This is a genomic window from Citrobacter sp. CK181 (assembly GCF_030333595.1).
GTDB classification, from domain to species: domain Bacteria; phylum Pseudomonadota; class Gammaproteobacteria; order Enterobacterales; family Enterobacteriaceae; genus Citrobacter_B; species Citrobacter_B koseri.
In genome coordinates this window covers 165,991-187,718 of the sequence record NZ_JAOWFN010000012.1, presented here as the reverse complement: position 1 = coordinate 187,718, position 21,728 = coordinate 165,991, and the positions used below count along the sequence as shown (strand labels likewise).

The 21,728-nt window shown below is 53.5% G+C and carries 19 protein-coding genes and 1 pseudogene; 9 read left to right on the top strand and 11 right to left on the bottom strand.

Annotated features, from left to right (window positions below; genetic code table 11):
• Positions 1 to 31: 31 nt before the first annotated feature.
• Positions 32 to 821 (top strand): annotated as a pseudogene (locus OGW17_RS10240) (AraC family transcriptional regulator); the annotation flags it as partial.
• Here the strand turns inward: OGW17_RS10240 and OGW17_RS10235 are convergent.
• Positions 804 to 1,250, bottom strand: a complete 447-nt coding sequence (locus tag OGW17_RS10235; RefSeq protein WP_012132677.1) for a DUF441 domain-containing protein — start codon at positions 1,248 to 1,250, stop codon at positions 804 to 806. The pseudogene OGW17_RS10240 and the gene OGW17_RS10235 sit on opposite strands and share 18 nt — an antisense overlap.
• Positions 1,251 to 1,460: 210 nt before the next feature.
• Between OGW17_RS10235 and yoaI the strand changes: the two genes are divergently transcribed.
• Positions 1,461 to 1,565: a small membrane protein YoaI gene (gene yoaI, locus OGW17_RS10230; protein ID WP_096753847.1), complete on the top strand. Its 105-nt coding sequence runs from the start codon at positions 1,461 to 1,463 to the stop codon at positions 1,563 to 1,565.
• 4 nt (positions 1,566 to 1,569) lie between these two features.
• Here the strand turns inward: yoaI and OGW17_RS10225 are convergent, their stop codons facing one another.
• Both OGW17_RS10225 and dgcJ read right to left on the bottom strand, forming a co-directional pair.
• A complete protein-coding gene (locus OGW17_RS10225; protein WP_012132676.1) occupies positions 1,570 to 2,073 on the bottom strand; it encodes a YbaK/prolyl-tRNA synthetase associated domain-containing protein in 504 nt (167 codons plus the stop codon).
• Positions 2,074 to 2,118: 45 nt separating this feature from the next.
• Positions 2,119 to 3,606 (bottom strand): diguanylate cyclase DgcJ, encoded by a 1,488-nt coding sequence (gene dgcJ, locus OGW17_RS10220; RefSeq protein WP_071258209.1) that lies wholly within the window; start codon positions 3,604 to 3,606, stop codon positions 2,119 to 2,121.
• Between the two features lie 170 nt (positions 3,607 to 3,776).
• Here dgcJ and OGW17_RS10215 point away from each other — a divergent pair, with 170 nt between their 5' ends.
• A complete protein-coding gene (locus tag OGW17_RS10215) occupies positions 3,777 to 4,547 on the top strand; it encodes a class I SAM-dependent methyltransferase (RefSeq protein ID WP_071258208.1) in 771 nt (256 codons plus the stop codon).
• Positions 4,548 to 4,598: 51 nt separating this feature from the next.
• On the opposite strand, the gene OGW17_RS10210 is transcribed toward OGW17_RS10215, so the two are convergent.
• Entirely contained in the window at positions 4,599 to 5,882 is a 1,284-nt protein-coding gene (locus OGW17_RS10210; protein WP_058669020.1) for a YeaH/YhbH family protein, read from the bottom strand.
• 204 nt (positions 5,883 to 6,086) lie between these two features.
• Entirely contained in the window at positions 6,087 to 8,021 is a 1,935-nt protein-coding gene (gene yeaG, locus OGW17_RS10205) for a protein kinase YeaG (RefSeq protein WP_012132672.1), read from the bottom strand.
• A gap of 433 nt (positions 8,022 to 8,454) precedes the next feature.
• On the opposite strand from yeaG, the gene OGW17_RS10200 reads away from it, so the two are divergent.
• Positions 8,455 to 9,201, top strand: a complete 747-nt coding sequence (locus OGW17_RS10200; RefSeq protein ID WP_012132670.1) for a MipA/OmpV family protein — start codon at positions 8,455 to 8,457, stop codon at positions 9,199 to 9,201.
• Between the two features lie 209 nt (positions 9,202 to 9,410).
• Here the strand turns inward: OGW17_RS10200 and OGW17_RS10195 are convergent, their stop codons facing one another.
• Both OGW17_RS10195 and gapA read right to left on the bottom strand, forming a co-directional pair.
• Complete coding sequence (locus OGW17_RS10195) at positions 9,411 to 10,295, bottom strand: D-hexose-6-phosphate mutarotase (RefSeq protein WP_047457434.1); 885 nt, start codon at positions 10,293 to 10,295, stop codon at positions 9,411 to 9,413.
• Between the two features lie 84 nt (positions 10,296 to 10,379).
• The gene (gene gapA / locus OGW17_RS10190; RefSeq protein WP_012132666.1) at positions 10,380 to 11,375 is read right to left on the bottom strand and encodes a glyceraldehyde-3-phosphate dehydrogenase; all 996 of its coding nucleotides are present in this window, start codon (positions 11,373 to 11,375) and stop codon (positions 10,380 to 10,382) included.
• 341 nt (positions 11,376 to 11,716) lie between these two features.
• Here gapA and msrB point away from each other — a divergent pair, with 341 nt between their 5' ends.
• Complete coding sequence (gene msrB / locus OGW17_RS10185) at positions 11,717 to 12,130, top strand: peptide-methionine (R)-S-oxide reductase MsrB (protein WP_047457431.1); 414 nt, start codon at positions 11,717 to 11,719, stop codon at positions 12,128 to 12,130.
• 41 nt (positions 12,131 to 12,171) lie between these two features.
• Positions 12,172 to 12,447, top strand: a complete 276-nt coding sequence (locus OGW17_RS10180; protein ID WP_071258207.1) for a YeaC family protein — start codon at positions 12,172 to 12,174, stop codon at positions 12,445 to 12,447.
• A 93-nt stretch (positions 12,448 to 12,540) separates the two neighbouring features.
• On the opposite strand, the gene pncA is transcribed toward OGW17_RS10180, so the two are convergent.
• The 3 genes from pncA to sppA all read right to left on the bottom strand — a co-directional run bounded on the left by pncA (position 12,541) and on the right by sppA (position 16,193).
• Complete coding sequence (pncA, locus tag OGW17_RS10175) at positions 12,541 to 13,182, bottom strand: bifunctional nicotinamidase/pyrazinamidase (RefSeq protein WP_071258206.1); 642 nt, start codon at positions 13,180 to 13,182, stop codon at positions 12,541 to 12,543.
• A 10-nt stretch (positions 13,183 to 13,192) separates the two neighbouring features.
• Complete coding sequence (gene ansA, locus OGW17_RS10170; protein WP_071258205.1) at positions 13,193 to 14,209, bottom strand: asparaginase; 1,017 nt, start codon at positions 14,207 to 14,209, stop codon at positions 13,193 to 13,195.
• A 127-nt stretch (positions 14,210 to 14,336) separates the two neighbouring features.
• Positions 14,337 to 16,193, bottom strand: coding sequence for a signal peptide peptidase SppA (sppA, locus tag OGW17_RS10165; protein WP_071258204.1), 1,857 nt, complete (start codon positions 16,191 to 16,193; stop codon positions 14,337 to 14,339).
• A gap of 180 nt (positions 16,194 to 16,373) precedes the next feature.
• Between sppA and OGW17_RS10160 the strand changes: the two genes are divergently transcribed.
• The 3 genes from OGW17_RS10160 to topB all read left to right on the top strand — a co-directional run bounded on the left by OGW17_RS10160 (position 16,374) and on the right by topB (position 20,077).
• Complete coding sequence (locus OGW17_RS10160; RefSeq protein ID WP_071258203.1) at positions 16,374 to 16,925, top strand: NAD(P)H nitroreductase; 552 nt, start codon at positions 16,374 to 16,376, stop codon at positions 16,923 to 16,925.
• Between the two features lie 160 nt (positions 16,926 to 17,085).
• Complete coding sequence (gene selD / locus OGW17_RS10155; protein ID WP_024130393.1) at positions 17,086 to 18,129, top strand: selenide, water dikinase SelD; 1,044 nt, start codon at positions 17,086 to 17,088, stop codon at positions 18,127 to 18,129.
• Between the two features lie 4 nt (positions 18,130 to 18,133).
• Positions 18,134 to 20,077 (top strand): DNA topoisomerase III, encoded by a 1,944-nt coding sequence (topB, locus tag OGW17_RS10150; RefSeq protein WP_071258202.1) that lies wholly within the window; start codon positions 18,134 to 18,136, stop codon positions 20,075 to 20,077.
• 84 nt (positions 20,078 to 20,161) lie between these two features.
• On the opposite strand, the gene gdhA is transcribed toward topB, so the two are convergent.
• Positions 20,162 to 21,505: an NADP-specific glutamate dehydrogenase gene (gene gdhA, locus OGW17_RS10145; RefSeq protein ID WP_012132655.1), complete on the bottom strand. Its 1,344-nt coding sequence runs from the start codon at positions 21,503 to 21,505 to the stop codon at positions 20,162 to 20,164.
• Positions 21,506 to 21,728 lie beyond the last annotated feature (223 nt).

Genomic DNA, 21,728 nt, shown 5'->3' with positions numbered 1-21,728 from the left:
TGACAGTTTATCGCTAAAATCGGACAATATGATGATTGGCCTGAGACTGGATGGCTACGAGCCTGACCTTCACCATGATGCGGCTGTGGCCTTTTGCATTCGCGCTCGCGAAGATGAACTTTTCAGTCCGCTGCATCACCATCGAAAAGGGCAACTGATCCTGGCGCTGCATGGCGCTATTACCTGCGAAGTAGAAAGCGCCATGTGGATGGTGCCGCCACAGTATGCGGTATGGGTTCCCGGCGAAATTCCCCACAGTAACCACGTCACGGCGGGGGCGGAATTATGTTTTCTGTTTATTGAGCCGGATGCGGTCGTGATGCCGGATCGCTGCTGTACGCTAAAAATAACGCCATTGTGCCGGGAGCTGATTCTGGCGCTTGCCGCGAGAACGGATATTCAGCGTACCGAGCCAATGACGCAGCGCCTGACACAGGTCTTGTTTGATGAGCTTCCGCAACAACCACAGGAGCAGATGCAGCTTCCGGTTTCCGGGCATCCCAAAATACGTCAAATGGTGGAGACGATGGCGCGTGAACCAGCCCGCTGGCAAACGCTGGGGCAGTGGGCGAGCCTGTTCGCCATGAGCGAACGCAATCTTGCCCGACTGGTGGTAAAGGAAACCGGCCTGAGCTTTCGTCGCTGGCGTCACCAGTTGCAGCTTATTCTGGCGTTGCAGGCGCTGATTGACGGACACAGCGTGCAGCATGTCGCCCAAACGCTGGGTTATGATTCAACGACCGCGTTTATCACCATGTTTAAAAAGGGGCTGGGGCAAACGCCAGGCCGTTATCTGGCCGGGCTTACTGCTTCCCAATAATCAGCGACACCAGGCCTGCGGCAATGAGCGGGCCGACCGGCACGCCCCGGAACAACGCGACGCCCAGTACCGTTCCCACCAGTAAACCCGCGACCAGCTGTGGCTGGCTTCCCATCAGCGTAACGCCGCGCCCGCCCAGCCAGGAGACGAAGACGCCAATGGCGATGGCAACCAGTGATTTCCAGTTGACGAAGGAGTGAATGAGCGTAGAGGGAGGCAGCGAACCGCTGGCGATCGGCGCCATGACGCCGATAGTCAGGATAATGATCCCGACGGTAAGCCCCTGTTTCTCAATCCACGGGAAAAACGTATTGAGTGGGGTAACGCGGACAATGATCAACACCAGAATTGAAACGGCGACAGTGGTGTTATGGCTGATAAAGCCCAGCGCTGCCAGTCCAAGCAGGATCAGCAGAGTGACATCAAACATCGTGGTTTCCTTGCCAGAGAAAGATAAGCCTGCTTACTGTACGCGCAAATACGTGAGTGAACAGGCTTTTTTATCAATAACGGCACATTTTCAGGCGAATGCCTGAGGGAGAATTTTCCGGGCAGGCCAGGCTTGCTGTCATTAAATTGCCATTAATTCGATTTATCAATAACAGGTGAGCCGTTTTCTCTGTCGCAACGGGGTGAAACCATGAACGATCATATGCTGATTGAAACGCTGATCATTACCTCATCATTTTTCGCTATTGCCGCGGTGATTGTGATTTCCGTACTGGTGCTGGAAAGACGTTTCTGAGCCGTTATTGCGCTCGGCGAAAGTTGACCAGTTCCGGCTGCGCAATGCGCAGGTAATCGTCGGTATTCATAATGACCGATTTTTCCAGCACACCGGCGTTAAACGCGATTTCGTTAAAGCGCTCGAACAACAGCGGATCGGCCACCAGCTTCAGGTTAGGGTGGAAGCTAAAAGGGGGAATCGCGCCAAAGACGCAGCCGGTCAGCGCATCCACCTCGGCAGGGCTGGCAAGCGAAGCTCTTAGTCCGCCGAGATGGTTTGCGAGTTGGGCGAGATCGGCCTGCTGGTCAGCGGAAAGGATCGCCAGGACATGTTGATTGACGCCATTGCCTTTCACTTTACACACCAGCGCTTTTGCCCCCTGGCCCAGTGCGGTGCCGCGAATTTCCGAAACCGCTTCGCACTTACCGACCGCCTCGTGGCTGAGTACACGATAAGTGGCGCCTTCCTGCGATAAAAGGGTAATCAAACGCTGGTGAGCCGTGATTCCCTTAGCGACTTCATTCATTATTCACTCCCAATATTGCGATGAAGTTTTAACGGCAAAAGGGTATCACAAACGTGCATGATTTTGTTGTTTGTTGAGATAGAGTTGCTCATCGGAGGCCTTGTATGCGTCCTGGATCGTATCCTCAGGCTGCATATGATAAAGTCCAGCGGAAAAACTAATCACCTTATCTGGCGCGATGATTCGCAACTTATTGGCAATACGCTCAGGTAAAGTTGTTGCCGGTACAACTGAATCGATAAGAATTACACAAAATTCATCACCTCCCAGTCTTATTGCGTAATCTGTTTTACGCACCGATGCTTCAATGGCTTTTGCCAGCAATGTAATTGTGCGATCGCCTTCCTGATGCCCCTGCGTGTCGTTAATGACTTTCAACCTATCCAGATCGATGGCGATAAACGTCACGGAGGTGCCTGTGTTGACCAGTCGCTGCAAACGCTGTTCAAGCTGCGGTGTCAGGATCTTACGGTTATAGAGGCCGGTCATCGCATCGCTGATATTTTCACGATTGACATTATGGTAAAGGCGAAAATGCATTCTGACCATGTTCAGTAACGTAGCGGTAACGAGCAGGTAAAAGGCGAACAGTTTCCATGATGAGACAATAAAATACAGGATGTCGAGAGATAATGTGACACGGATGCCGCCTGGCAGGTCGTGAACATAATTAACATAATTAAAGAGGTTATTTTCGCTCTGATGGACAATGATTTTTTTCTCTGAATTAAGGTCGAACAGAGTCGCGTCCAGATAGCGCCAGACCAGTGGACGATCCTGAGTGTAAAAAATATTCTTCAGGTTATCCTGGTTAATATCCACCATTACTATGCCTTTTAACTTTCCATGTAGATAAACGGGAGTTAAAAAACTCATCACATTTTTTTCAGTAAGATCGTCCTGATAAATGCTTGAGAGCACTGTTCGCCCTGTGAATTGACCATCAATATCGTTACGGTTGATTCCCAGCGTTCCTTTTCGCAGAAAAGACCAGTGGTGCATAAAAAATTGTCTGGAGTCAATCAGGTTATAAAAATAGACGTAGCGTTTTTTAATATCCAGATAGTAGTGGAATTTATCTTCTACAGTGCCCAGCCCTTTACCATAATCCTTCTGGTTACGATTCGCGGCCACCGCCTGATCAAAAGCGAACAACAGAGGAGCGTCGTCAGCTACGATCGCGCAGTTTGCCTCGGCGGTTTGCAGTGTTCCATGTAGCGATGGGTTATTATGAGTGGTGAGATTGATGCCGTGGGTATTGCGACCTGTTTCAAATCTGCGGCATAACGCATATTGTTGTTCATCGGATGACGGTGTTTTGGGCTCCGTGAACGTGCGCATTAAATGAGCTGCAATGCTCTGATTCTGGTACTTGTCATACAAAAATGAAGAGTCTGCCTTTTCGATGATATAGCCCATATAGGCATTCATCGCCCTGTCACTGGCGATCAATTCATAAGCCAGAAAAGAGGACGTCAGTACAATGACGCTTGCGGAGATAAAGAGCCTGAGCGCTTTATGATGCAATTTCATGATGAATAACAGTTTTCAAAGGGCGACGCTTCAGTTTATCACAGTGGCGATGTTCTCTCTAACAGCGCCTTCGTCCTCTTTTGTGTTGTGAAATAAAAATCATTCTCATACTTCCCCTTTTTCTCTTAATGTTGTATTTATAATGCAACTTATCAGGAAGGAGGTGCGCGATGAGTGCGAATGAAAAAGCGGGCCATACATTTTTAGCAAGCCTGGGCAAAACCCGTCTGCGTCCGGGCGGCATTGAGGCGACGGAGTGGCTGTTCAGCCAGTCTCAGCTGACGCCGGACAGCCAGGTGCTGGAAGTGGCATGCAATATGGCGACGACCGCCATTGAGTTGGTGCAACGTTTTGGTTGTTCGGTCTACGCCATCGATATGGATAAAAACGCGCTGGCAAACGCGCGGAACAATGTCGCGGCGCACGGGCTGGAAAATCACATCCATGTCATGGCCGCCAATGCCAACAGCTTACCCTTTGCCGATAACAGTTTTGATGTCGTGATTAACGAGGCCATGCTCACCATGTATGCCGACAAAGCGAAAGCAAAGCTGATCGGTGAATATTATCGGGTTCTGAAGCCGGGTGGCCGTCTCTTAACGCACGATATTATGCTGACCAGCCAGAAGCTGGCGGAAGGTGAGCAGAACCAGCTTCAGCATGTAGTGAAATCGAATGTAAGCCCAATGACCAAACAAGGCTGGCGCGATCTGTTGCTGGATTCCGGGTTTGAGCAGGTTTTACAGCAGAACGGTGAAATGTCGCTGATGTCTCCGCGAGGGTTGATTCGCGATGAAGGGCTGAAAGGGGCGCTTAAAATTGTTTATAACGGGCTGTGCATCCGTGACAATCGCAGCCGTTTTATCAAGATGTTTCGCTTCTTTAAATCACAGCGCCATCAGTTGAATTACATTGCCTGCTGTTCGGTTAAGGGGAAATAAAGAAAAGCCAGAACAGGGTTCTGGCTTTTTACTGACCTGACGGAGTGATTTCTAGTCTTTACTTGTCGTACTTTGTTTCTGGAACAGTTCACGGAAGACCGGATAGATATCATCCTGGTCGCGGATATGCTGCATCGCAAAGTTATCAAAAGTCGATTGCAGATGCTCATATTCGCGCCATAAGGTCTGGTGGGCGCGGCGGGTGATTTCGATATAGCTGTAATAGCGCACCACCGGCAGCAGTTTTTTCGCCAGAATCTCATGACACAGCGGAGAGTCATCTGCCCAGTTATCGCCATCCGAAGCCTGCGCCGCGTAGATATTCCACTGCGCCGGGTCGTAGCGATCTTTCACTACCTCATCCATCAATTTCAGGGCGCTGGAGACGATAGTGCCCCCGGTTTCCTGGGAGTAGAAGAACTCATGCTCATCCACCTCTTTTGCCTGCGTATGGTGGCGGATATAGACCACTTCAACGTTCTTATAGGTTCGGCTGAGGAACAGGTAGAGCAGGATATAAAAACGTTTGGCCATATCTTTGGTGGCCTGATCCATCGAGCCGGATACGTCCATCAGGCAGAACATCACGGCCTGGCTGGAAGGGTCAGGGCGCTTTTCATAATTTTTGTAGCGTAAATCAAAGGTGTCGATAAAGGGGACACGGTCGATTTTTGCCCGCAGTTCGGCAATCTCTTTACGTAGCCGCTCCTCTTCCAGCAACTGCGCGGGTTCGCTTTTGGTGATGATGTCCAGGTCGTCCTCAAGCGCGCGTAGCTCCCGACGTTTACCCGCAGTCATCGCCGTGCGGCGCGCCAGAGAGTTTTGCAGGGAACGCACCACGCTGATGTTGGCCGGAACGCCGTTGGAGGTAAAACCCGCGCGGTGGGTTTTATACTCAGTAAGCTGCCGTTGCTGATTTTTTTTCAGGTTAGGCAGCGCTAAATCTTCAAAGAGCAGATCCAGATACTCATCTTTGGAAATCTGAAAGACGAATTCATCCTGACCCTCACCATCCTGACTGGCCTGGCCTTGCCCACTCCCGGAACCACCGCCGCCACCTTGTGGACGCTCAATGCGATCGTTCTGTACGAAATGATCGTTGCCGGGGTGTACGCGATGGCGCAAGCCGCCCCGTCCCTGATGAAACATCGGTTCGCTGATGTCATCCGTCGGGATTGAAACGGACTCGCCGCTCTCTACATCGGTCACCGAACGTTTATTAATGGCCTCGGAGATCGACTGTTTAATTTGCGCTTTATAACGGCGTAAGAAGCGCTGGCGGTTCACCATGCTCTTGTTTTTACCGTTAAGACGCCGGTCAATAAACCAGGTCATAAGCCCCCCGTACTGCATTTGCCAACTTACGCTTCATCCTTCAAGTTGTCTCTGCGTTGGCTGTATTCGCTCACCCCAGTCACGTACTTATGTACGCTCCTGGGGATTCACTCATTTGCCGCCTTGATACCTCTTGAATGATTTCGCGTACAAAAGAATTGTTGGCCCGGTAAACGGATAAAATTTTCCGGGCCATTTATGCTGTTAAGACGATTTCCGTACGCGCAGATACCATTCGCACAGCAGGCGAACCTGCTTACGGGTATAACCTTTCTCCATCATGCGGTCGACAAAATCGTCGTGTTTTTTCTGCTCGTCGGTTGAGGTTTTCGCGTTAAACGAAATCACCGGCAGCAGCTCCTCGGTATTCGAGAACATTTTCTTCTCAATAACCGTGCGCAGTTTTTCGTAACTGGTCCAGTTTGGATTGCGACCGCTGTTATTCGCTCTGGCACGCAGAACGAAGTTGACGATCTCGTTACGGAAATCTTTCGGGTTGCTGATGCCCGCCGGTTTTTCGATTTTCTCCAGTTCAGCGTTCAGTGACTCGCGGTCAAAGAGCTGGCCGGTATCCGGGTCGCGGTATTCCTGATCCTGAATCCAGAAATCCGCATAGGTGACATAACGATCAAAAATGTTCTGTCCGTACTCGGAATAGGATTCCAGATAAGCGGTCTGGATCTCTTTGCCAATAAACTCGGCGTATTTCGGGATCAGATAACCTTTCAGGAACTCCAGATAGCGCTCAGCCAGCTCCTGCGGGAACTGTTCGCGCTCGATTTGCTGCTCCAGTACGTAGAACAGGTGCACCGGGTTGGCGGCCACTTCGGCATGGTCAAAGTTAAACACGCGGGAGAGGATCTTAAACGCGAAACGCGTGGACAGACCGTTCATCCCTTCATCGACGCCGGCGTAATCCCGGTATTCCTGATAGGACTTCGCTTTCGGGTCGGTATCTTTCAGGCTTTCGCCATCATAGACGCGCATTTTCGAGTAGATGCTCGAGTTTTCCGGCTCTTTCAGACGAGAAAGAATCGAGAAGCGCGACAGGGTTTCCAGCGTACCCGGCGCGCATGGCGCATGAGTCAACTCACTGTGATTCAGCAGCTTCTCGTAGATTTTGATCTCTTCGGAAATGCGTAAGCAATACGGCACCTTCACGATGTAAACACGGTCGAGGAAGGCTTCGTTATTTTTGTTGTTGCGGAAAGTCACCCATTCGGATTCGTTCGAGTGGGCAAGAATAATACCGTTAAACGGCAGGGCGGAGATACCTTCCGTCCCGTTGTAGTTACCTTCCTGAGTGGCGGTCAGCAGAGGATGCAGCACTTTAATCGGTGCTTTAAACATCTCGACGAACTCCATGATCCCCTGGTTAGCGCGGCACAGCGCGCCGGAATAGCCATAGGCATCCGGGTCGTTTTGCGCGTGGTGTTCGAGTTTACGAATATCCACCTTGCCGACCAGCGCGGAAATATCCTGGTTGTTTTCATCGCCGGGTTCTGTTTTGGCGATAGCAATCTGTTCCAGAATGGACGGCCAGACTTTGATGACGCGGAATTTGGTAATATCCCCGCCGAACTCATGCAGACGTTTCGCGGCCCACGGCGACATAATGGTGCCGAGATAGCGGCGCGGAATGCCGTACTCTTTTTCCAGAATCTGCGCGTCCTCCTGCGGATTAAACAGGCATAACGGGTGATCGTTTACCGGACTACGCTCACCGTTGGCGCTCAGAACATAAATAGGCACATGCTGCATCAAAGATTTCAGTCGCTCGGCCAGCGACGATTTACCGCCCCCTACAGGCCCCAACAGATACAGGATCTGTTTCTTCTCTTCCAGCCCCTGAGCCGCGTGTTTCAGATAAGAGACAATCTGTTCAATCGCGTCTTCCATGCCGTAAAACTCTTCGAATGCGGGATAGCGAGCGATGACCCGGTTCGAAAAGAGTCGAGAAAGTCGAGGTTCCTGGGCAGTATCGACCATGACAGGCTCACCAATAGCCATCAGTAGCCGCTCTGCCGCGTTGGCATAAGCACTGCGATCTTGCCGACAAGTGGTAAGAAACTCCTGCAGTGTGAACTCTTCGTCCTTGGCAGCTTCATAGCGCTGGCGATAGTGATCGAATATATTCATGGTATGCCGTCCTTTCGTTTTTTAGCACATGGTAAGAGCCGTTCATATGAATAGTAGAGGCTCCCGGAAGAGGTAACTGAACGACGTCTCTACTGATTAAACAGCAACTCTCATGCCACAACGCAGAGCAAGAGATCAACGTGCCCGGTGATACATCTTCTTAAAATTAAGCGTAGATGGCATTTGCAAAACTTGCCTGTGCGCATAAATGAATTTCAATGGCATATCAATAACTCATCCGCTAAAAGTGCATGGTTATGTAAAGAAAAGAGATGAAAGTCATCCCACGTTCATCCGACTGCAAGCAAACTGTCATCCACTATTGAGAAATTAACCGGTTACAGAGAGTGAAACGAATAAGTAAAATAGTTGGGTTGAAACGTATTGGCAGTTACACTTTTGGCGCTAAACATTTGAATAAGGAATATGGATTGTGACCAAACTCAAACTTCTGGCATTTGGCGTGCTTATCGCCACATCAGCTGGCGTAGCGCAAGCTGAAAACGACTTGACGCTGGGCGCTGGCGTTGGTGTGGTTGAACATCCTTACAAAGATTACGATGCTGATGTGTATCCGGTGCCGGTTATCAACTATGAAAGTGATAACTTCTGGTTCCGGGGCCTGGGCGGCGGATACTACCTGTGGAACGACAAAGCGGATAAATTGTCGATTACCGCGTACTGGTCTCCGCTGTACTTTAAGCCGGGTGACAGCGACGATCGCCGACTGCGCGAACTCGACAAGCGTAAGAGCACCATGATGGCGGGCCTGTCTTACATCCACAATACCGAATACGGTTTCCTGCGCACCACGCTGGCGGGTGATACGCTGGATAACAGCAACGGCATCGTGTGGGATCTGGCCTGGTTGTACCGCTATACCAATGGCGCGCTGACGCTGACGCCGGGCATTGGTGTGCAGTGGAACAGCGAAAACCAGAACGAATACTACTATGGTGTTTCGCGCAAAGAGTCCTCGCGCAGCGGCCTGCGTAGCTACGATCCAGAAAGCGGCTGGAATCCGTACCTGGAAATCAGCGCTAACTACAACTTCCTCGGGGACTGGAGCGTTTACGGTACAGCGCGTTATACCCGTTTGTCGGATGAAGTGACCGACAGCCCGATGGTTGATAAATCCTGGACCGGCCTGATCTCAACCGGGATCACCTATAAGTTCTGATTGTGCATTTTTACAGTGCAATTCGTGCATCAAAACAGGGCGCTTGCGCCCTGTTTTGCTTTGCGGTGGTGCATTGATGGGGAGGATGCGATGACAGGACTTGGTACATGGGTGAGAATGCCAGCGCAGAGATGTACGCAGACGGCGGTGCCGACAGGTTGCAGGCCGGATAAGATGCGTCAGCATCGTCATCCGGCATCAGTCAAGCCTTAACGTTTTGCGACGCGAATTGTTTGCACCAGGCGAGACGGTTTTTCTTCGCTGGCTTTTTGCGGCGCGGTGGCATAAGCCGTTTCCACACAGACAAAGGTTTTGTAGCCATCATCCGGCATGTCGCCCATGCTGGCGGCGAGTGCCGGGCCAGGGTTCCATCCCACAACGTTAATGTTGTGATGGTGGATGACGTCAATGTTGCGGTTCAGCGCATCATCATGGATAACGCTACAGGCTTCCGGGTTCAGGTAAACGCGGTCAGTACGATCCGGGAACGTCTGGACGCCGTCTGCCAGCACATCTTCTTTGGCGTCGTTCACTTTATCAATGAAACGGTCGCCAAGGCCGCTGACCTTAACTGCGGCGATATCGCCGACGTTAAAGTAGGTGTGCAGGGCAGACGTGGTTTCGAATTCGCCGTGGGCCTCCAGTTCGATCTCACAGGTTTTACCCACTTTGAAGCGCGCAAGCAGGGTGAAATCGTGCGGCCAGTACTGGCGAGTCGCCTCACTGCTCTGTAGTTCAAATGTCAGTACCGCGCCGTTGTCGTCTTCGTTGTGGGCTTTCAGCGCCCACGGCAGGTTACGGGCAAAGCCGTGAGACGGCAGACCCTGCTGCGCAGAGGGGCCAAACCACGGCCAGCAGATCGGTACGCCGCCACGCAGCGCAACGCCTGTTTTAAACGGCGTGTTGTTGCTCAGCCACAGCACTTCTTCGGCGCCTGCTGGTTTCCAGGAGAGCAAATGTGCGCCCTGGAGTGCAAAAGACGCCTTAACTTGCGGGTGATCGACGACGATCACGTCAAGCTCGTCGAGCTGGCGGCGGGAGAGGACAGGGGTAATTTGTTCGATGACCGGGAGAGCGAAAATTGTGTTAATCATGATGCAATCCTTGGAGTTGAAAACTCTTAGCCATAAAAAAAGGCGACCGAAGGTCGCCTTTTGGGATCAATTTCTCATCTCAACTTATTTGGAGATGTGAGCAATCAGATCCAGAACTTTGTTGGAGTAGCCGGTTTCGTTGTCGTACCAGGAGACCAGTTTCACGAAGTTGTCGTTCAGCGCGATACCTGCTTTAGCATCGAACACGGAAGTGCACACTTCGCCGTTGAAATCGGTAGATACTACGTCGTCTTCGGTGTAACCCAGAACGCCTTTCATCGGGCCTTCGGAAGCAGCTTTGATCGCTTTCTTAATGTCTTCGTAAGAAGCCGCTTTTTCCAGACGAACGGTCAGGTCAACAACGGATACGTTCGGAGTCGGAACGCGGAACGCCATACCAGTCAGTTTGCCGTTCAGTTCCGGCAGCACTTTACCTACCGCTTTAGCAGCACCGGTAGAGGACGGGATGATATTCTGAGCTGCGCCACGGCCGCCGCGCCAGTCTTTGTGAGACGGGCCGTCAACGGTTTTCTGAGTAGCGGTGGTCGCGTGAACGGTGGTCATCAGACCTTCGATGATGCCGAAGTTGTCGTTGATAACTTTAGCCAGCGGCGCCAGGCAGTTGGTGGTGCAGGATGCGTTGGAAACGATGTCCTGGCCTTCGTATTTGTCAAAGTTAGCGCCTTTAACAAACATCGGAGTGTTGTCTTTGGACGGGCCCGTCAGAACCACTTTTTTCGCGCCAGCAGTGATGTGCTTACGTGCGGTTTCGTCAGTCAGGAAGATACCGGTAGCTTCAGCAACTACGTCAACACCAACTTCGTCCCATTTCAGGTTAGCCGGATCACGTTCAGCGGTAACACGGATTTTTTTACCGTTAACGATCAGATGACCGTCTTTCACTTCAACGGTGCCATCGAAACGACCGTGAGTGGAGTCATATTTCAGCATGTAAGCCATGTATTCAGCGTCTAACAGATCGTTGATTGCAACAATCTCAATGTCAGAACGTTTCTGAGCAGCACGGAAAACAATGCGACCGATACGGCCAAAACCGTTGATACCTACTTTGATAGTCATATATTCCACCAGCTATTTGTTAGTGAATAAAAGGTTGCCTGTAAAATTACAAAAACCTTACGCAGCGTCAAGCGGAATCGTGTCAATCATTGCGACAAATCAATCCTCTGTACAAGCTTTGCACGGCTGACTCGCCTCACTCTTCCTTTCGGCTTGAAACCACATGGGGGCGGCGCCCCGAATTTTAAAGGGCAACTGAGATAAAAACGTGATTCCGATCACGATTCATAAGCTGCCATTTCGCAAGGATCAAGTTTAGAACAAAAGTTCACACTGGGGTGTTAATGTTTTGTTAGAATCGGTCACGCAATGTGAGTATGGCTAAAGCGAGATGTGAGCAAATGGCTAATCAACCCTCTGCGGAAGATCTGAAAAAAAAGTTGTCCGAAATGCAATTCTACGTGACGCAGAATCACGGTACGGAACCGCCATTTACCGGGCGTTTGCTGCATAATAAGCGTGATGGCGTCTACCACTGTCTGGTCTGCGACGCGCCGCTGTTTCATTCCCAAACCAAGTATGATTCCGGCTGCGGCTGGCCGAGCTTTTACGAGCCGGTCAGTGAAGAATCTATCCGTTACATTAAGGACTTTTCCCACGGGATGCAGCGTATAGAAATTCGCTGCGGCAATTGTGACGCGCACCTGGGACATGTCTTTTCGGATGGCCCACAGCCGACGGGTGAGCGTTATTGCGTCAATTCGGCCTCATTAAGCTTCACCGATGATGAAAACGGCGAACAAACTAAGGGCTGAAAAAACGATTCAGCAAATTATTCCACAGGAGCGGACTTATCATGAATCTTGATGAGATGATCGACAGCATGACGCCGGAAGTTTATCAGCGCTTATCTACCGCCGTTGAGCTGGGAAAATGGCCGGATGGCGTTGCGCTGACGCCGGAGCAAAAAGAGAACAGCATGCAACTGGTGATGCTCTGGCAGGTGCGGCACAATACCGACGCGCAGCATATGACCATTGATACCAACGGTCAGATGGTGATGAAAAGTAAGCAGCAGTTGAAAGAGGATTTTGGCATTGCGCCAAAATCGATTGCGACGCTGAAACTGTAATGTAGCCTTTTTTATTGGTAGCCTGATGGCGCTTCGGCCTACTGGTCATCGCTTTGTAGGCCTGATAAGCGAAGCGCCAGGCAGTAAGAACACCTAACCCTGCGTTTCTTCCCAGTCAACCAGCGTATACAGCGTGGCGCCAGCGGCCGCCATCTCCATAAAGGCGTGCGCGCTGTCCTGCGGCTGAATATTCACGCCGCGACAGCCATCGGTAATCACATTCACCGTATAACCCAGTTGCAGCGCATCCAGCACGGTAAACTTCACGCAGTAATCGGTCGCCAGCCCCATCACGATCAGCGTCTGTACGCCGTTCTCGCGAAGCCAGGCGTCCAGGGCGGTTTTCTGGCGGCGTCCGTTATCAAAAAAGGCGCTGTAGCTGTCCACCTGCGGATTCTCGCCTTTATGGAAAACCGCGTCGATGGCGTTCTGCCTGAGCAGGGGATGCAGGGCCGCGCCGTCGCTATTTTGTACGCAGTGATCGGGCCAGAAGGTTTGCGCTAAACCGTCCAGTTGTCCCTGGCTGTAGGGTTGCGCCTGATGCTGGCTGGCGAAACTGCCGTGTCCGGCAGGATGCCAGTCCTGGCTGGCGATCACCGCGTCGCCGCGCGCTTTACACCAGGCGATAAGACGGTTTGCTACGTCCACGGTGCTGTCACCTTCAGGGACGGCCAGTGCGCCGCCGGCACAAAAATCATTCTGCAAATCAACCAGTAGTAAGGCCCGGGTCGTCATGAAAAGCTCCTTATTCGTCTGGCGTCAGTTCACCGCGCAGATTTTGCGTCATCGCGGTACGAATGGTCTGTGTATCCAGATTCTGGCTTAATAAGTAGTGCAGCTTAGTCAGCGTTGCTTCAACGGTCATATCCGCGCCGCCGATCACGCCCGCATGCGCCAGCGCGTTGCCGGTGGCATACCCACCCATATTCACCTTGCCAGACATGCATTGCGTCAGGTTAACCACCACGATACCGCGTGAACTCGCATCTTCCAGTTCTTTGAGGAACTCTTTGTTCTGCGGCGCGTTACCGACGCCGTAAGAACGCAGGATCAGCGCTTTTACCGGCTGGCGCAGGAAGTTACGCACCACTTCGGCAGAAATTCCCGGATAAATGGTGACGACGCCAATAGGCTGCGGTGTGATCGGGTGAACAATCAGCTCGCCTTCGCCGTGCGGCGCGGGCGGCGTACCTAAGCGACGGATATGAATTCCGGCTTCCAGCAGCGGCTGAAGGTTGGGGGAGGCGAACGCGTCAAAGCCATCGGCATGCGCTTTTGTCGTGCGGTTGCCGCGAAACAGCCGGTTATTGAAAAAGAGGGTGACTTCATTGATGGGGTAATTCGCGGCGACATACAGGGCATTCAGCAGATTAATCTGCCCATCGGAGCGCAGCTCCGCCAGCGGAATTTGTGACCCTGTCACAATTACCGGCTTACCCAGATTCTCCAGCATGAAGGAGAGCGCCGAGGCGGTAAACGCCATCGTGTCAGTGCCGTGGAGGATGACAAAGCCGTCATAGTCGGCGTAACGCGCTTTGATGTCTTCTGCGATATGCTGCCAGTCTTCCGGCGTCATATCGGATGAGTCCATCAGCGGGGCATATTCATGAATGGTGAAGTCCGGCATTTCCGGGCGGTGAAATTCGGGCATCAGCGCCAGCTGGCGCTGGAGATGGCCTGATACCGGAATGTAACCCTGTTCCGAGCGCTGCATACCAATCGTACCGCCGGTATAGGCAACGTAAATCGATTTCTTCTGCATGGCAATGTTCTTACGAAGTGAAGTCTCTTATATTGCCGGAGGCGGTTGCGCCTTATCCGGCCTACAAATTACGCGAAACTCGTAGGCCGGATAAGACGCGATAGCATCGCCATCCGGCAATGGCAATTTAGCGCACGTTCGCGCAGGTCAGGCAGAACGCATAACGGTTTTGTGGATCGTTAAAGGCAGCCAGCTTATCACTCTCTGCTTTTACCGCGCTGGCGGCTGTCGCCAGCGGCGCCGGGAGCATCGCCTGAATGGCTTCCGGCAGCATCGCGCGCACGGAGCCGGACATGCTGTCCATGATTCTGTCGAAGAATGTCGGTTCATCCTGATAATACTCAAGATGCCATTGCTTCAGTTTAGCCAGCTCTGCGGCTTTGGCGATGGCGTCGTCAAAGTCACCCAGACTGTCTACCAGACCATTCGCTTTTGCATCCTGGCCGGTCCAGACATGCCCCTGCGCGATTTTATCAATCTGCGCCGGGGTGCTCTTACGCGCATCGGCAACCAGCGTGATAAAGCGTTTGTAGCCATTCTCAATGCTGAGCTGCATCATCTGCTGCACTTCAGGCGGCAGCGATTTGGTGACAGAAACGTCCGCCAGCGGCGAGGTGGCGACGCCATCGGTATGCACGCCGATCGAATCCAGGCTGTTCTCAACGGTGTTGATAACGCCAAAGATGCCGATTGAGCCTGTCAGGGTGCTCGGGTTCGCCACAATGTAGCTTGCCGGGGTGGAGATCCAGTAACCGCCGGATGCCGCCATTCCGCCCATCGACACCACAACCGGCTTGCCTGCGGCTTTCGCAGCGGCCAGTTCGGCGCGAATGACTTCAGAGGCGCTGACGCTGCCGCCGGGGCTGTTTACGCGCAGCACAATCGCTTTCACTTTCGGGTCCAGGCGCGCATCGCGGATTTGCGACGCTGTCGTGTCGCCGCCGACGTTGCCCGGTGTTTCTTCACCGTCCATAATCGCGCCATTGGCGAACACGACGCCGATACCGTCGCCGGTATCGGCAGGCGTTTTCAGCGAATAATCGTAATAGCTGATGGCCCGATAGTTGTTTTCTGCTTTGCTCCAGCCAAACTGTTTGGTCAGCGCTTTTTCCACTTCGGCGTTAGACGCCAGCGCATCCACCAGTTTGTTGGCGAGCGCGTATTTCGCGGTATCGCCATCCACTTTGCTCAGCCCGTCGAGCATAGCCTGCGCGCCAGGGAAGACCTGCTGCGCGGGGATCTGACGGTTCGCCGCAACGATGTTCAGGTAGTTTTGCCACAGCTCGCCAATCCAGCGGCTGTCCGCTTCGCGCGCGGCAGGCGACATATCATCGCGGATAAACGGTTCCACGGCGGATTTATAAGTGCCGACGCGGAAGACGTGCGTGGAGACTTTCAGCTTATCCAGCAAGGATTTGTAATACAGGCCGTTGGTTGCGAAGCCGTGCAGATCGACCGTACCCTGCGGAGAAAGCCAGATTTTATTGGCGAAGCTCGCCAGGTAATATTGCCCCTGACTGTAGCTGTCGCCTACGGCAAAGACCGGCTTGCCGCTATCGCGAAATTCGCGCAGCGCTTTCCCGATGTACTGCATGGAAGGCTGATCGGCGCCCGCGAAGTTTTTCAGATCCATCACGATGCCGGTGATATTGCGATCGTCTTTCGCCTGACGAATGGTGTTGACGATATCAAACAGTGAGTTTTCTTGCAGGCGGTCAGAGCTGGCGCCAAACAGCTGTCGGCCAATGACGCCCAGGCGGTTGGTGCTGGACGGTTTATCGACGATCACGCCGGAAATATCCAACAGCAGCGCGCCGCGTGCAGTTTGTTGGCTGGTATTGCCATCGCTAAGCTGCATCCAGATACCGACGCCCACCAGAACCAGAAAGATGAAGAACAGGTTGAGCACCAGTTCCCGGACGAAATTCAGCAGTCGCCATGTCCACTTAAAAAATCCGGCAATAAATCGCCACAGGGTTCGCATGTATTCTCCCTACCAGATTAACATTCCGCTATCTCCGTCATACTCAGAGAGAAAGCGTATAAGATGTGGGTATCGTAATGACCAGGCAGGCACTTGTCAGCAGGAATCACTGCCTGTGCTGTAACTAAATCCCCTCTCGTGTTAATTTTGTGAATAAATATCATTGCTGGAGTTAACCAAATGGACGCACTCGAATTACTTGTAAACCGTCGTAGCGCCTCTCGTCTGGCCGAACCCGCGCCTGCGGGTGAACAGTTACAAAATATTCTGCGCGCGGGCATGCGCGTACCCGATCACAAATCCCTGCAACCCTGGTGTTTTTTTGTGATTGAAGGTGAGGGGCGTGAGCGCTTCAGTGCTGTTCTGGAGCAGGGCGCCATTGCGGCGGAAGGCGATGAGAAAGCGATAGAGAAAGCGCGCACCGCGCCATTTCGCGCGCCGCTGATCATCACGGTGGTGGCGAAATGCGAGGAGAACCACAAAGTGCCGCTGTGGGAGCAGGAGATGTCAGCAGGATGTGCGGTTATGGCGATGCAGATGGCGGCGATTGCGCAAGGCTTCAACGGCATCTGGCGCAGCGGGGCGTTAACCGAAAGCCCGGTGGTTCGCGAGGCGTTCGACTGTCGCGCACAGGATAAAATTGTGGGCTTCCTCTATCTGGGCACGCCGCAGCTGAAAGCGTCAACGACCATCAGCGTACCGGACCCGACGCCTTTCGTGACGTATTTCTAAGCGTCATGGCCCCGGCAGGCGGCTTTTTCGATGAGCGCCTGCCGATTATTCGGCAAAACTGTCTGGATTATGAGCAAAGACGCCGGAATTCAGACACTCTCTCTTACCACGTCATGGAATGAGCGCTACCATAGCCCGATTGCAATGACAGGAGATGTCCATGAGCGAGCACGCTATTCGTTTAACGCAATACAGCCACGGAGCCGGTTGCGGTTGTAAAATTTCCCCTAAAGTGTTGGAAACCATCCTGCACAGCGAGCAGGCGAAGTTTGTCGACCCGAACCTGCTTGTGGGCAATGAAACCCGCGATGACGCGGCGGTATACGACCTGGGTAATGGCACCAGTATCATCAGCACCACCGACTTCTTTATGCCGATTGTCGATAATCCGTTCGATTTTGGCCGTATTGCGGCGACCAACGCCATCAGCGATATCTTCGCGATGGGCGGCAAACCGATTATGGCGATCGCCATTCTGGGCTGGCCTATCAACAAACTGTCGCCGGAAATTGCCCGGGAAGTCACCGAAGGCGGGCGTTTTGCTTGTCGTCAGGCGGGTATTGCGCTGGCGGGCGGGCACTCTATCGACGCGCCTGAGCCCATTTTCGGTCTGGCTGTCACCGGCGTGGTGCCGACCGAGCGCGTGAAGAAAAACAGCACCGCGCAGGCCGGATGCAAACTGTTCCTCACCAAGCCGCTGGGCATTGGCGTGTTGACCACCGCCGAGAAAAAATCACTGCTCAAGCCGGAACATCAGGGGCTGGCGACAGAAGTGATGTGCCGGATGAACATTGCGGGGGCGTCGTTTGCCCATATCGACGGCGTGAAAGCAATGACCGACGTGACCGGTTTTGGTCTGCTGGGGCACCTTAGCGAAATGTGCCAGGGCGCAGGCGTGCAGGCGCGGATCTGCTATCAGGACATTCCAAAACTGCCGGGCGTCGAAGAGTACATTAAACTTGGCGCAGTGCCGGGGGGGACGGAGCGTAATTTCGCCAGCTACGGCCATCTGATGGGCGACATGCCGCGCGAGGTGCGTGACCTGCTGTGCGATCCGCAAACGTCTGGCGGTCTGCTGCTTGCGGTGACGCCGGAAGCGGTAGAGGAAGTGAAAGTCACCGCGGCGGAGTTTGGTATTGAACTGACGGCGATTGGTGAACTGGTTGACGCCCGTGGCGGTCGCGCCATGGTAGAGATCCGTTAATTCGATGCGGTTGTTTATTGCCGAAAAGCCGAGTCTGGGCCGCGCCATTGCGGATGTGCTGCCAAAGCCGCACCGCAAAGGCGACGGTTTTATCGAATGCGGGAATGGACAGGTGGTCACCTGGTGCATCGGCCATCTGCTTGAACAGGCGCAGCCGGACGCGTATGACGGTCGTTATGCGCGCTGGAATCTGGCCGATCTGCCGATTGTGCCGGAAAAGTGGCAGCTCCAGCCGCGTCCTTCCGTGATGAAGCAGCTCAATGTCATTAAGCGCTTTTTACATGACGCAAGCGAAGTGATTCACGCGGGAGACCCGGATCGCGAAGGGCAGCTGCTGGTGGACGAGGTGCTGGATTATCTGCAACTGTCCCCGGAAAAACGCCAGCAGGTGCAGCGTTGCCTGATCAACGATCTTAACCCGCAGGCGGTGGAGCGTGCGATTTCCCGGCTGCGCGCCAACAGCGAATTTGTGCCGCTGTGCGTCTCCGCGCTGGCGCGTGCGCGCGCCGACTGGCTGTACGGCATTAACATGACCCGCGCGTATACCCTTCTCGGGCGCAACGCGGGTTACCAGGGCGTGCTCTCGGTAGGGCGTGTTCAGACACCGGTTCTCGGGCTGGTGGTTCGCCGCGATGAAGAGATCGAGAACTTCGTCGCCAAAGATTTCTTTGAAGTGAAAGCGCATATCGTCACGCCAGCTGAGGAGCGGTTTACCGCCATCTGGCAACCCAGTGAAGCGTGCGAACCGTATCAGGATGAAGAGGGGCGTTTGCTGCATCGTCCGCTGGCGGAGCATGTGGTGAATCGTATTAACGGTCAGCCCGCGATCGTCACCAGCTATAACGATAAACGGGAATCAGAATCTGCCCCGCTGCCGTTTTCGCTGTCGGCGTTGCAGATTGAAGCGGCGAAACGCTTTGGCCTGAGCGCGCAGAACGTGCTTGATATCTGCCAGAAGTTGTACGAAACCCACAAATTAATTACCTATCCGCGTTCCGACTGCCGCTATCTGCCGGAAGAGCATTTTGCCGGACGCCATGCGGTGATGAACGCCATTGGCGTGCATGCTGCGGATTTGTTGCCGCAGCCGGTGGTTGACCCGGACACGCGAAACCGCTGCTGGGATGATAAAAAAGTCGACGCTCACCACGCGATCATCCCGACTGCGCGCAGTTCATCAATTTCCCTCAGCGACAATGAAGCGAAGGTGTACAACCTGATCGCACGCCAGTACCTGATGCAATTCTGCCCGGACGCGGTATTTCGCAAATGCGTCATTGAACTGGAGATTGCGAAGGGGAAATTCGTCGCCAAAGCGCGTTTTCTGGCGGAGGCCGGATGGCGAACGCTGTTGGGCAATAAAGAGCGTGACGAAGAGAACGACGGTACGCCGTTACCGGTGGTGGCGAAAGACGACGAACTGCTGTGCGAAAAGGGCGAGGTCGTTGAGCGTCAGACCCAGCCGCCACGCCATTTTACCGATGCTACGCTGCTGTCCGCCATGACCGGGATTGCCCGTTTCGTGCAGGATAAAGATCTGAAAAAGATCCTGCGAGCGACCGACGGGCTGGGAACCGAAGCGACGCGCGCGGGCATTATCGAACTGCTGTTCAGGCGCGGATTCCTGACCAAGAAAGGGCGTTACATTCATTCAACGGATGCCGGGAAGGCCCTGATTCACTCGTTACCGGAGATGGCTGCCCGACCGGATATGACGGCGCACTGGGAGTCTGTCCTGACGCAAATCAGTGAAAAGCAGTGCCGCTATCAGGATTTTATGCAGCCGCTGGTCGGCACGCTTTTTCAGTTGATCGATCAGGCTAAACGCACGCCGGTACGTCAGTTTCGGGGCATTGTCGCGCCAGGCGGTGGCGGCGAGAAGAAAAAGAGCGCGCCCCGTAAGCGAGCGGCGAAAAAAAGCCCGCCATCAGAAGAGGCGAGCGTATAACGCACAGGCCTGATAAGGCACTTGCGCCGCCATCCGGCAATGCCTGATGGCGCTGCGCTTATCAGGCCTGCATGCCACGGAAAATTAAATCACACCCTGCGCCAGCATCGCGTCGGCCACTTTGACGAAGCCTGCGATGTTCGCCCCGCGAACATAGTTGGTATGTTTGTTTTCGCCGCCGTATTCCACGCAGGCATGATGAATATCCAGCATGATGTGGTGCAGACGCGCATCCACTTTCTCGGCTTTCCAGCTCATTCGCGCGGCGTTCTGCGCCATCTCCAGACCGGAAGTCGCCACACCGCCTGCGTTGGCCGCTTTACCTGGCGCGAACAGCACGCCAGCTTCGAGGAACAGATCGGTGGCTTCAATGGTGGTTGGCATATTGGCGCCTTCCGCCACTGCTTTCACGCCGTTGGCGATCAGCACGCGCGCGGCGTCCACGTCGAGTTCGTTCTGCGTTGCGCACGGCAGGGCGATATCAACTGGCACTGACCACGGCTGTTTGCCTTCCATATAGGGCAGGCCGAACTCGCGGGCGTAATCCGCCACGCGCCCGTCACGGCTGGCTTTGATTTCGCACAGGCGCGCCAGTTTTTCTTCGGTGAAGCCGCTCTCATCCACGACGGTGCCGCTGGAGTCCGAAGCCGTCACCACACGAGCGCCGAACGCCATTGCTTTCTCGATAGCGTACTGCGCCACGTTGCCGGAACCGGACACCGCCACACGCATACCCTCAAAACCCAGACCGTGGCGTTTGAGCATCGCTTCGGTAAAGTACACCAGGCCATAACCGGTGGCTTCCGGGCGAATCAGGCTACCGCCAAACGAGAGGCCTTTCCCGGTGAACACGCAGGCGCTGTTGTTGGAGAGCTTACGCATCATACCGGCCATAAAGCCCACTTCACGTCCGCCCACGCCGATATCGCCAGCAGGTACGTCAGTGTCTGGCCCTAAATGGCGATAGAGCTCTGTCATCAGCGCCTGACAGAAACGCATCACTTCGCCTTCGCTCTTGCCTTTAGGATCGAAATCGCTGCCGCCTTTACCGCCGCCCATCGGCAGCGTGGTCAGCGCATTTTTAAACGTCTGCTCGAAGCCGAGGAATTTCAGGATCGAGAGGTTAACGGAAGGATGAAAACGCATCCCACCCTTATACGGGCCGATGGCGGAATTAAACTGTACGCGCCAGGCACGGTTAACCTGCACCTGATTACGATCGTCCACCCACACCACTCGGAACTGGATCACGCGTTCTGGCTCAACCAAACGTTCCAGCAATGACATCTGACGATAACGAGGATTTTGCTCAAGGAAAGGCCACAGCGTGGTCATTACTTCACGAACGGCCTGCGCGAACTCGGTCTGATTGGGGTCACGCTGTTGAACATGGTTTAGAAACGACTCCAGAGAACATGTCTGATCCATAGATATAAGAACCTCTTATGTATTGATATGGTTATATTTATAATGTTGTGTTTCGTGTTTATGCAGTTTTTGACTATACCACCAGCAGTGTGACGGTAAGCAAGAAAAAAAAATGGCGTGCCAGGGAAATTAATAACGGCGCGCGCGTCATAATAAAAAGCGATGGATGGCGTGGCTAAAGTTTCAGTTGCTTACGACCGTTATACTGAAGGTAGGCTTCATA

What these genes read in the sequence shown, in the direction of transcription:
- OGW17_RS10160 (WP_071258203.1), top strand. Translation starts at nt 16,374, where the DNA reads ATGGACGCACTCGAATTACTTGTAAACCGTCGTAGCGCCTCTCGTCTG.
- OGW17_RS10235 (WP_012132677.1), bottom strand. Translation starts at nt 1,250, where the DNA reads ATGTTTGATGTCACTCTGCTGATCCTGCTTGGACTGGCAGCGCTGGGC.
- yoaI (WP_096753847.1), top strand. Translation starts at nt 1,461, where the DNA reads ATGAACGATCATATGCTGATTGAAACGCTGATCATTACCTCATCATTT.
- selD (WP_024130393.1), top strand. Translation starts at nt 17,086, where the DNA reads ATGAGCGAGCACGCTATTCGTTTAACGCAATACAGCCACGGAGCCGGT.
- OGW17_RS10215 (WP_071258208.1), top strand. Translation starts at nt 3,777, where the DNA reads ATGAGTGCGAATGAAAAAGCGGGCCATACATTTTTAGCAAGCCTGGGC.
- sppA (WP_071258204.1), bottom strand. Translation starts at nt 16,193, where the DNA reads ATGCGAACCCTGTGGCGATTTATTGCCGGATTTTTTAAGTGGACATGG.
- OGW17_RS10195 (WP_047457434.1), bottom strand. Translation starts at nt 10,295, where the DNA reads ATGATTAACACAATTTTCGCTCTCCCGGTCATCGAACAAATTACCCCT.
- gapA (WP_012132666.1), bottom strand. Translation starts at nt 11,375, where the DNA reads ATGACTATCAAAGTAGGTATCAACGGTTTTGGCCGTATCGGTCGCATT.
- OGW17_RS10180 (WP_071258207.1), top strand. Translation starts at nt 12,172, where the DNA reads ATGAATCTTGATGAGATGATCGACAGCATGACGCCGGAAGTTTATCAG.
- OGW17_RS10210 (WP_058669020.1), bottom strand. Translation starts at nt 5,882, where the DNA reads ATGACCTGGTTTATTGACCGGCGTCTTAACGGTAAAAACAAGAGCATG.
- dgcJ (WP_071258209.1), bottom strand. Translation starts at nt 3,606, where the DNA reads ATGAAATTGCATCATAAAGCGCTCAGGCTCTTTATCTCCGCAAGCGTC.
- OGW17_RS10225 (WP_012132676.1), bottom strand. Translation starts at nt 2,073, where the DNA reads ATGAATGAAGTCGCTAAGGGAATCACGGCTCACCAGCGTTTGATTACC.
- ansA (WP_071258205.1), bottom strand. Translation starts at nt 14,209, where the DNA reads ATGCAGAAGAAATCGATTTACGTTGCCTATACCGGCGGTACGATTGGT.
- topB (WP_071258202.1), top strand. Translation starts at nt 18,134, where the DNA reads ATGCGGTTGTTTATTGCCGAAAAGCCGAGTCTGGGCCGCGCCATTGCG.
- msrB (WP_047457431.1), top strand. Translation starts at nt 11,717, where the DNA reads ATGGCTAATCAACCCTCTGCGGAAGATCTGAAAAAAAAGTTGTCCGAA.
- gdhA (WP_012132655.1), bottom strand. Translation starts at nt 21,505, where the DNA reads ATGGATCAGACATGTTCTCTGGAGTCGTTTCTAAACCATGTTCAACAG.
- pncA (WP_071258206.1), bottom strand. Translation starts at nt 13,182, where the DNA reads ATGACGACCCGGGCCTTACTACTGGTTGATTTGCAGAATGATTTTTGT.
- yeaG (WP_012132672.1), bottom strand. Translation starts at nt 8,021, where the DNA reads ATGAATATATTCGATCACTATCGCCAGCGCTATGAAGCTGCCAAGGAC.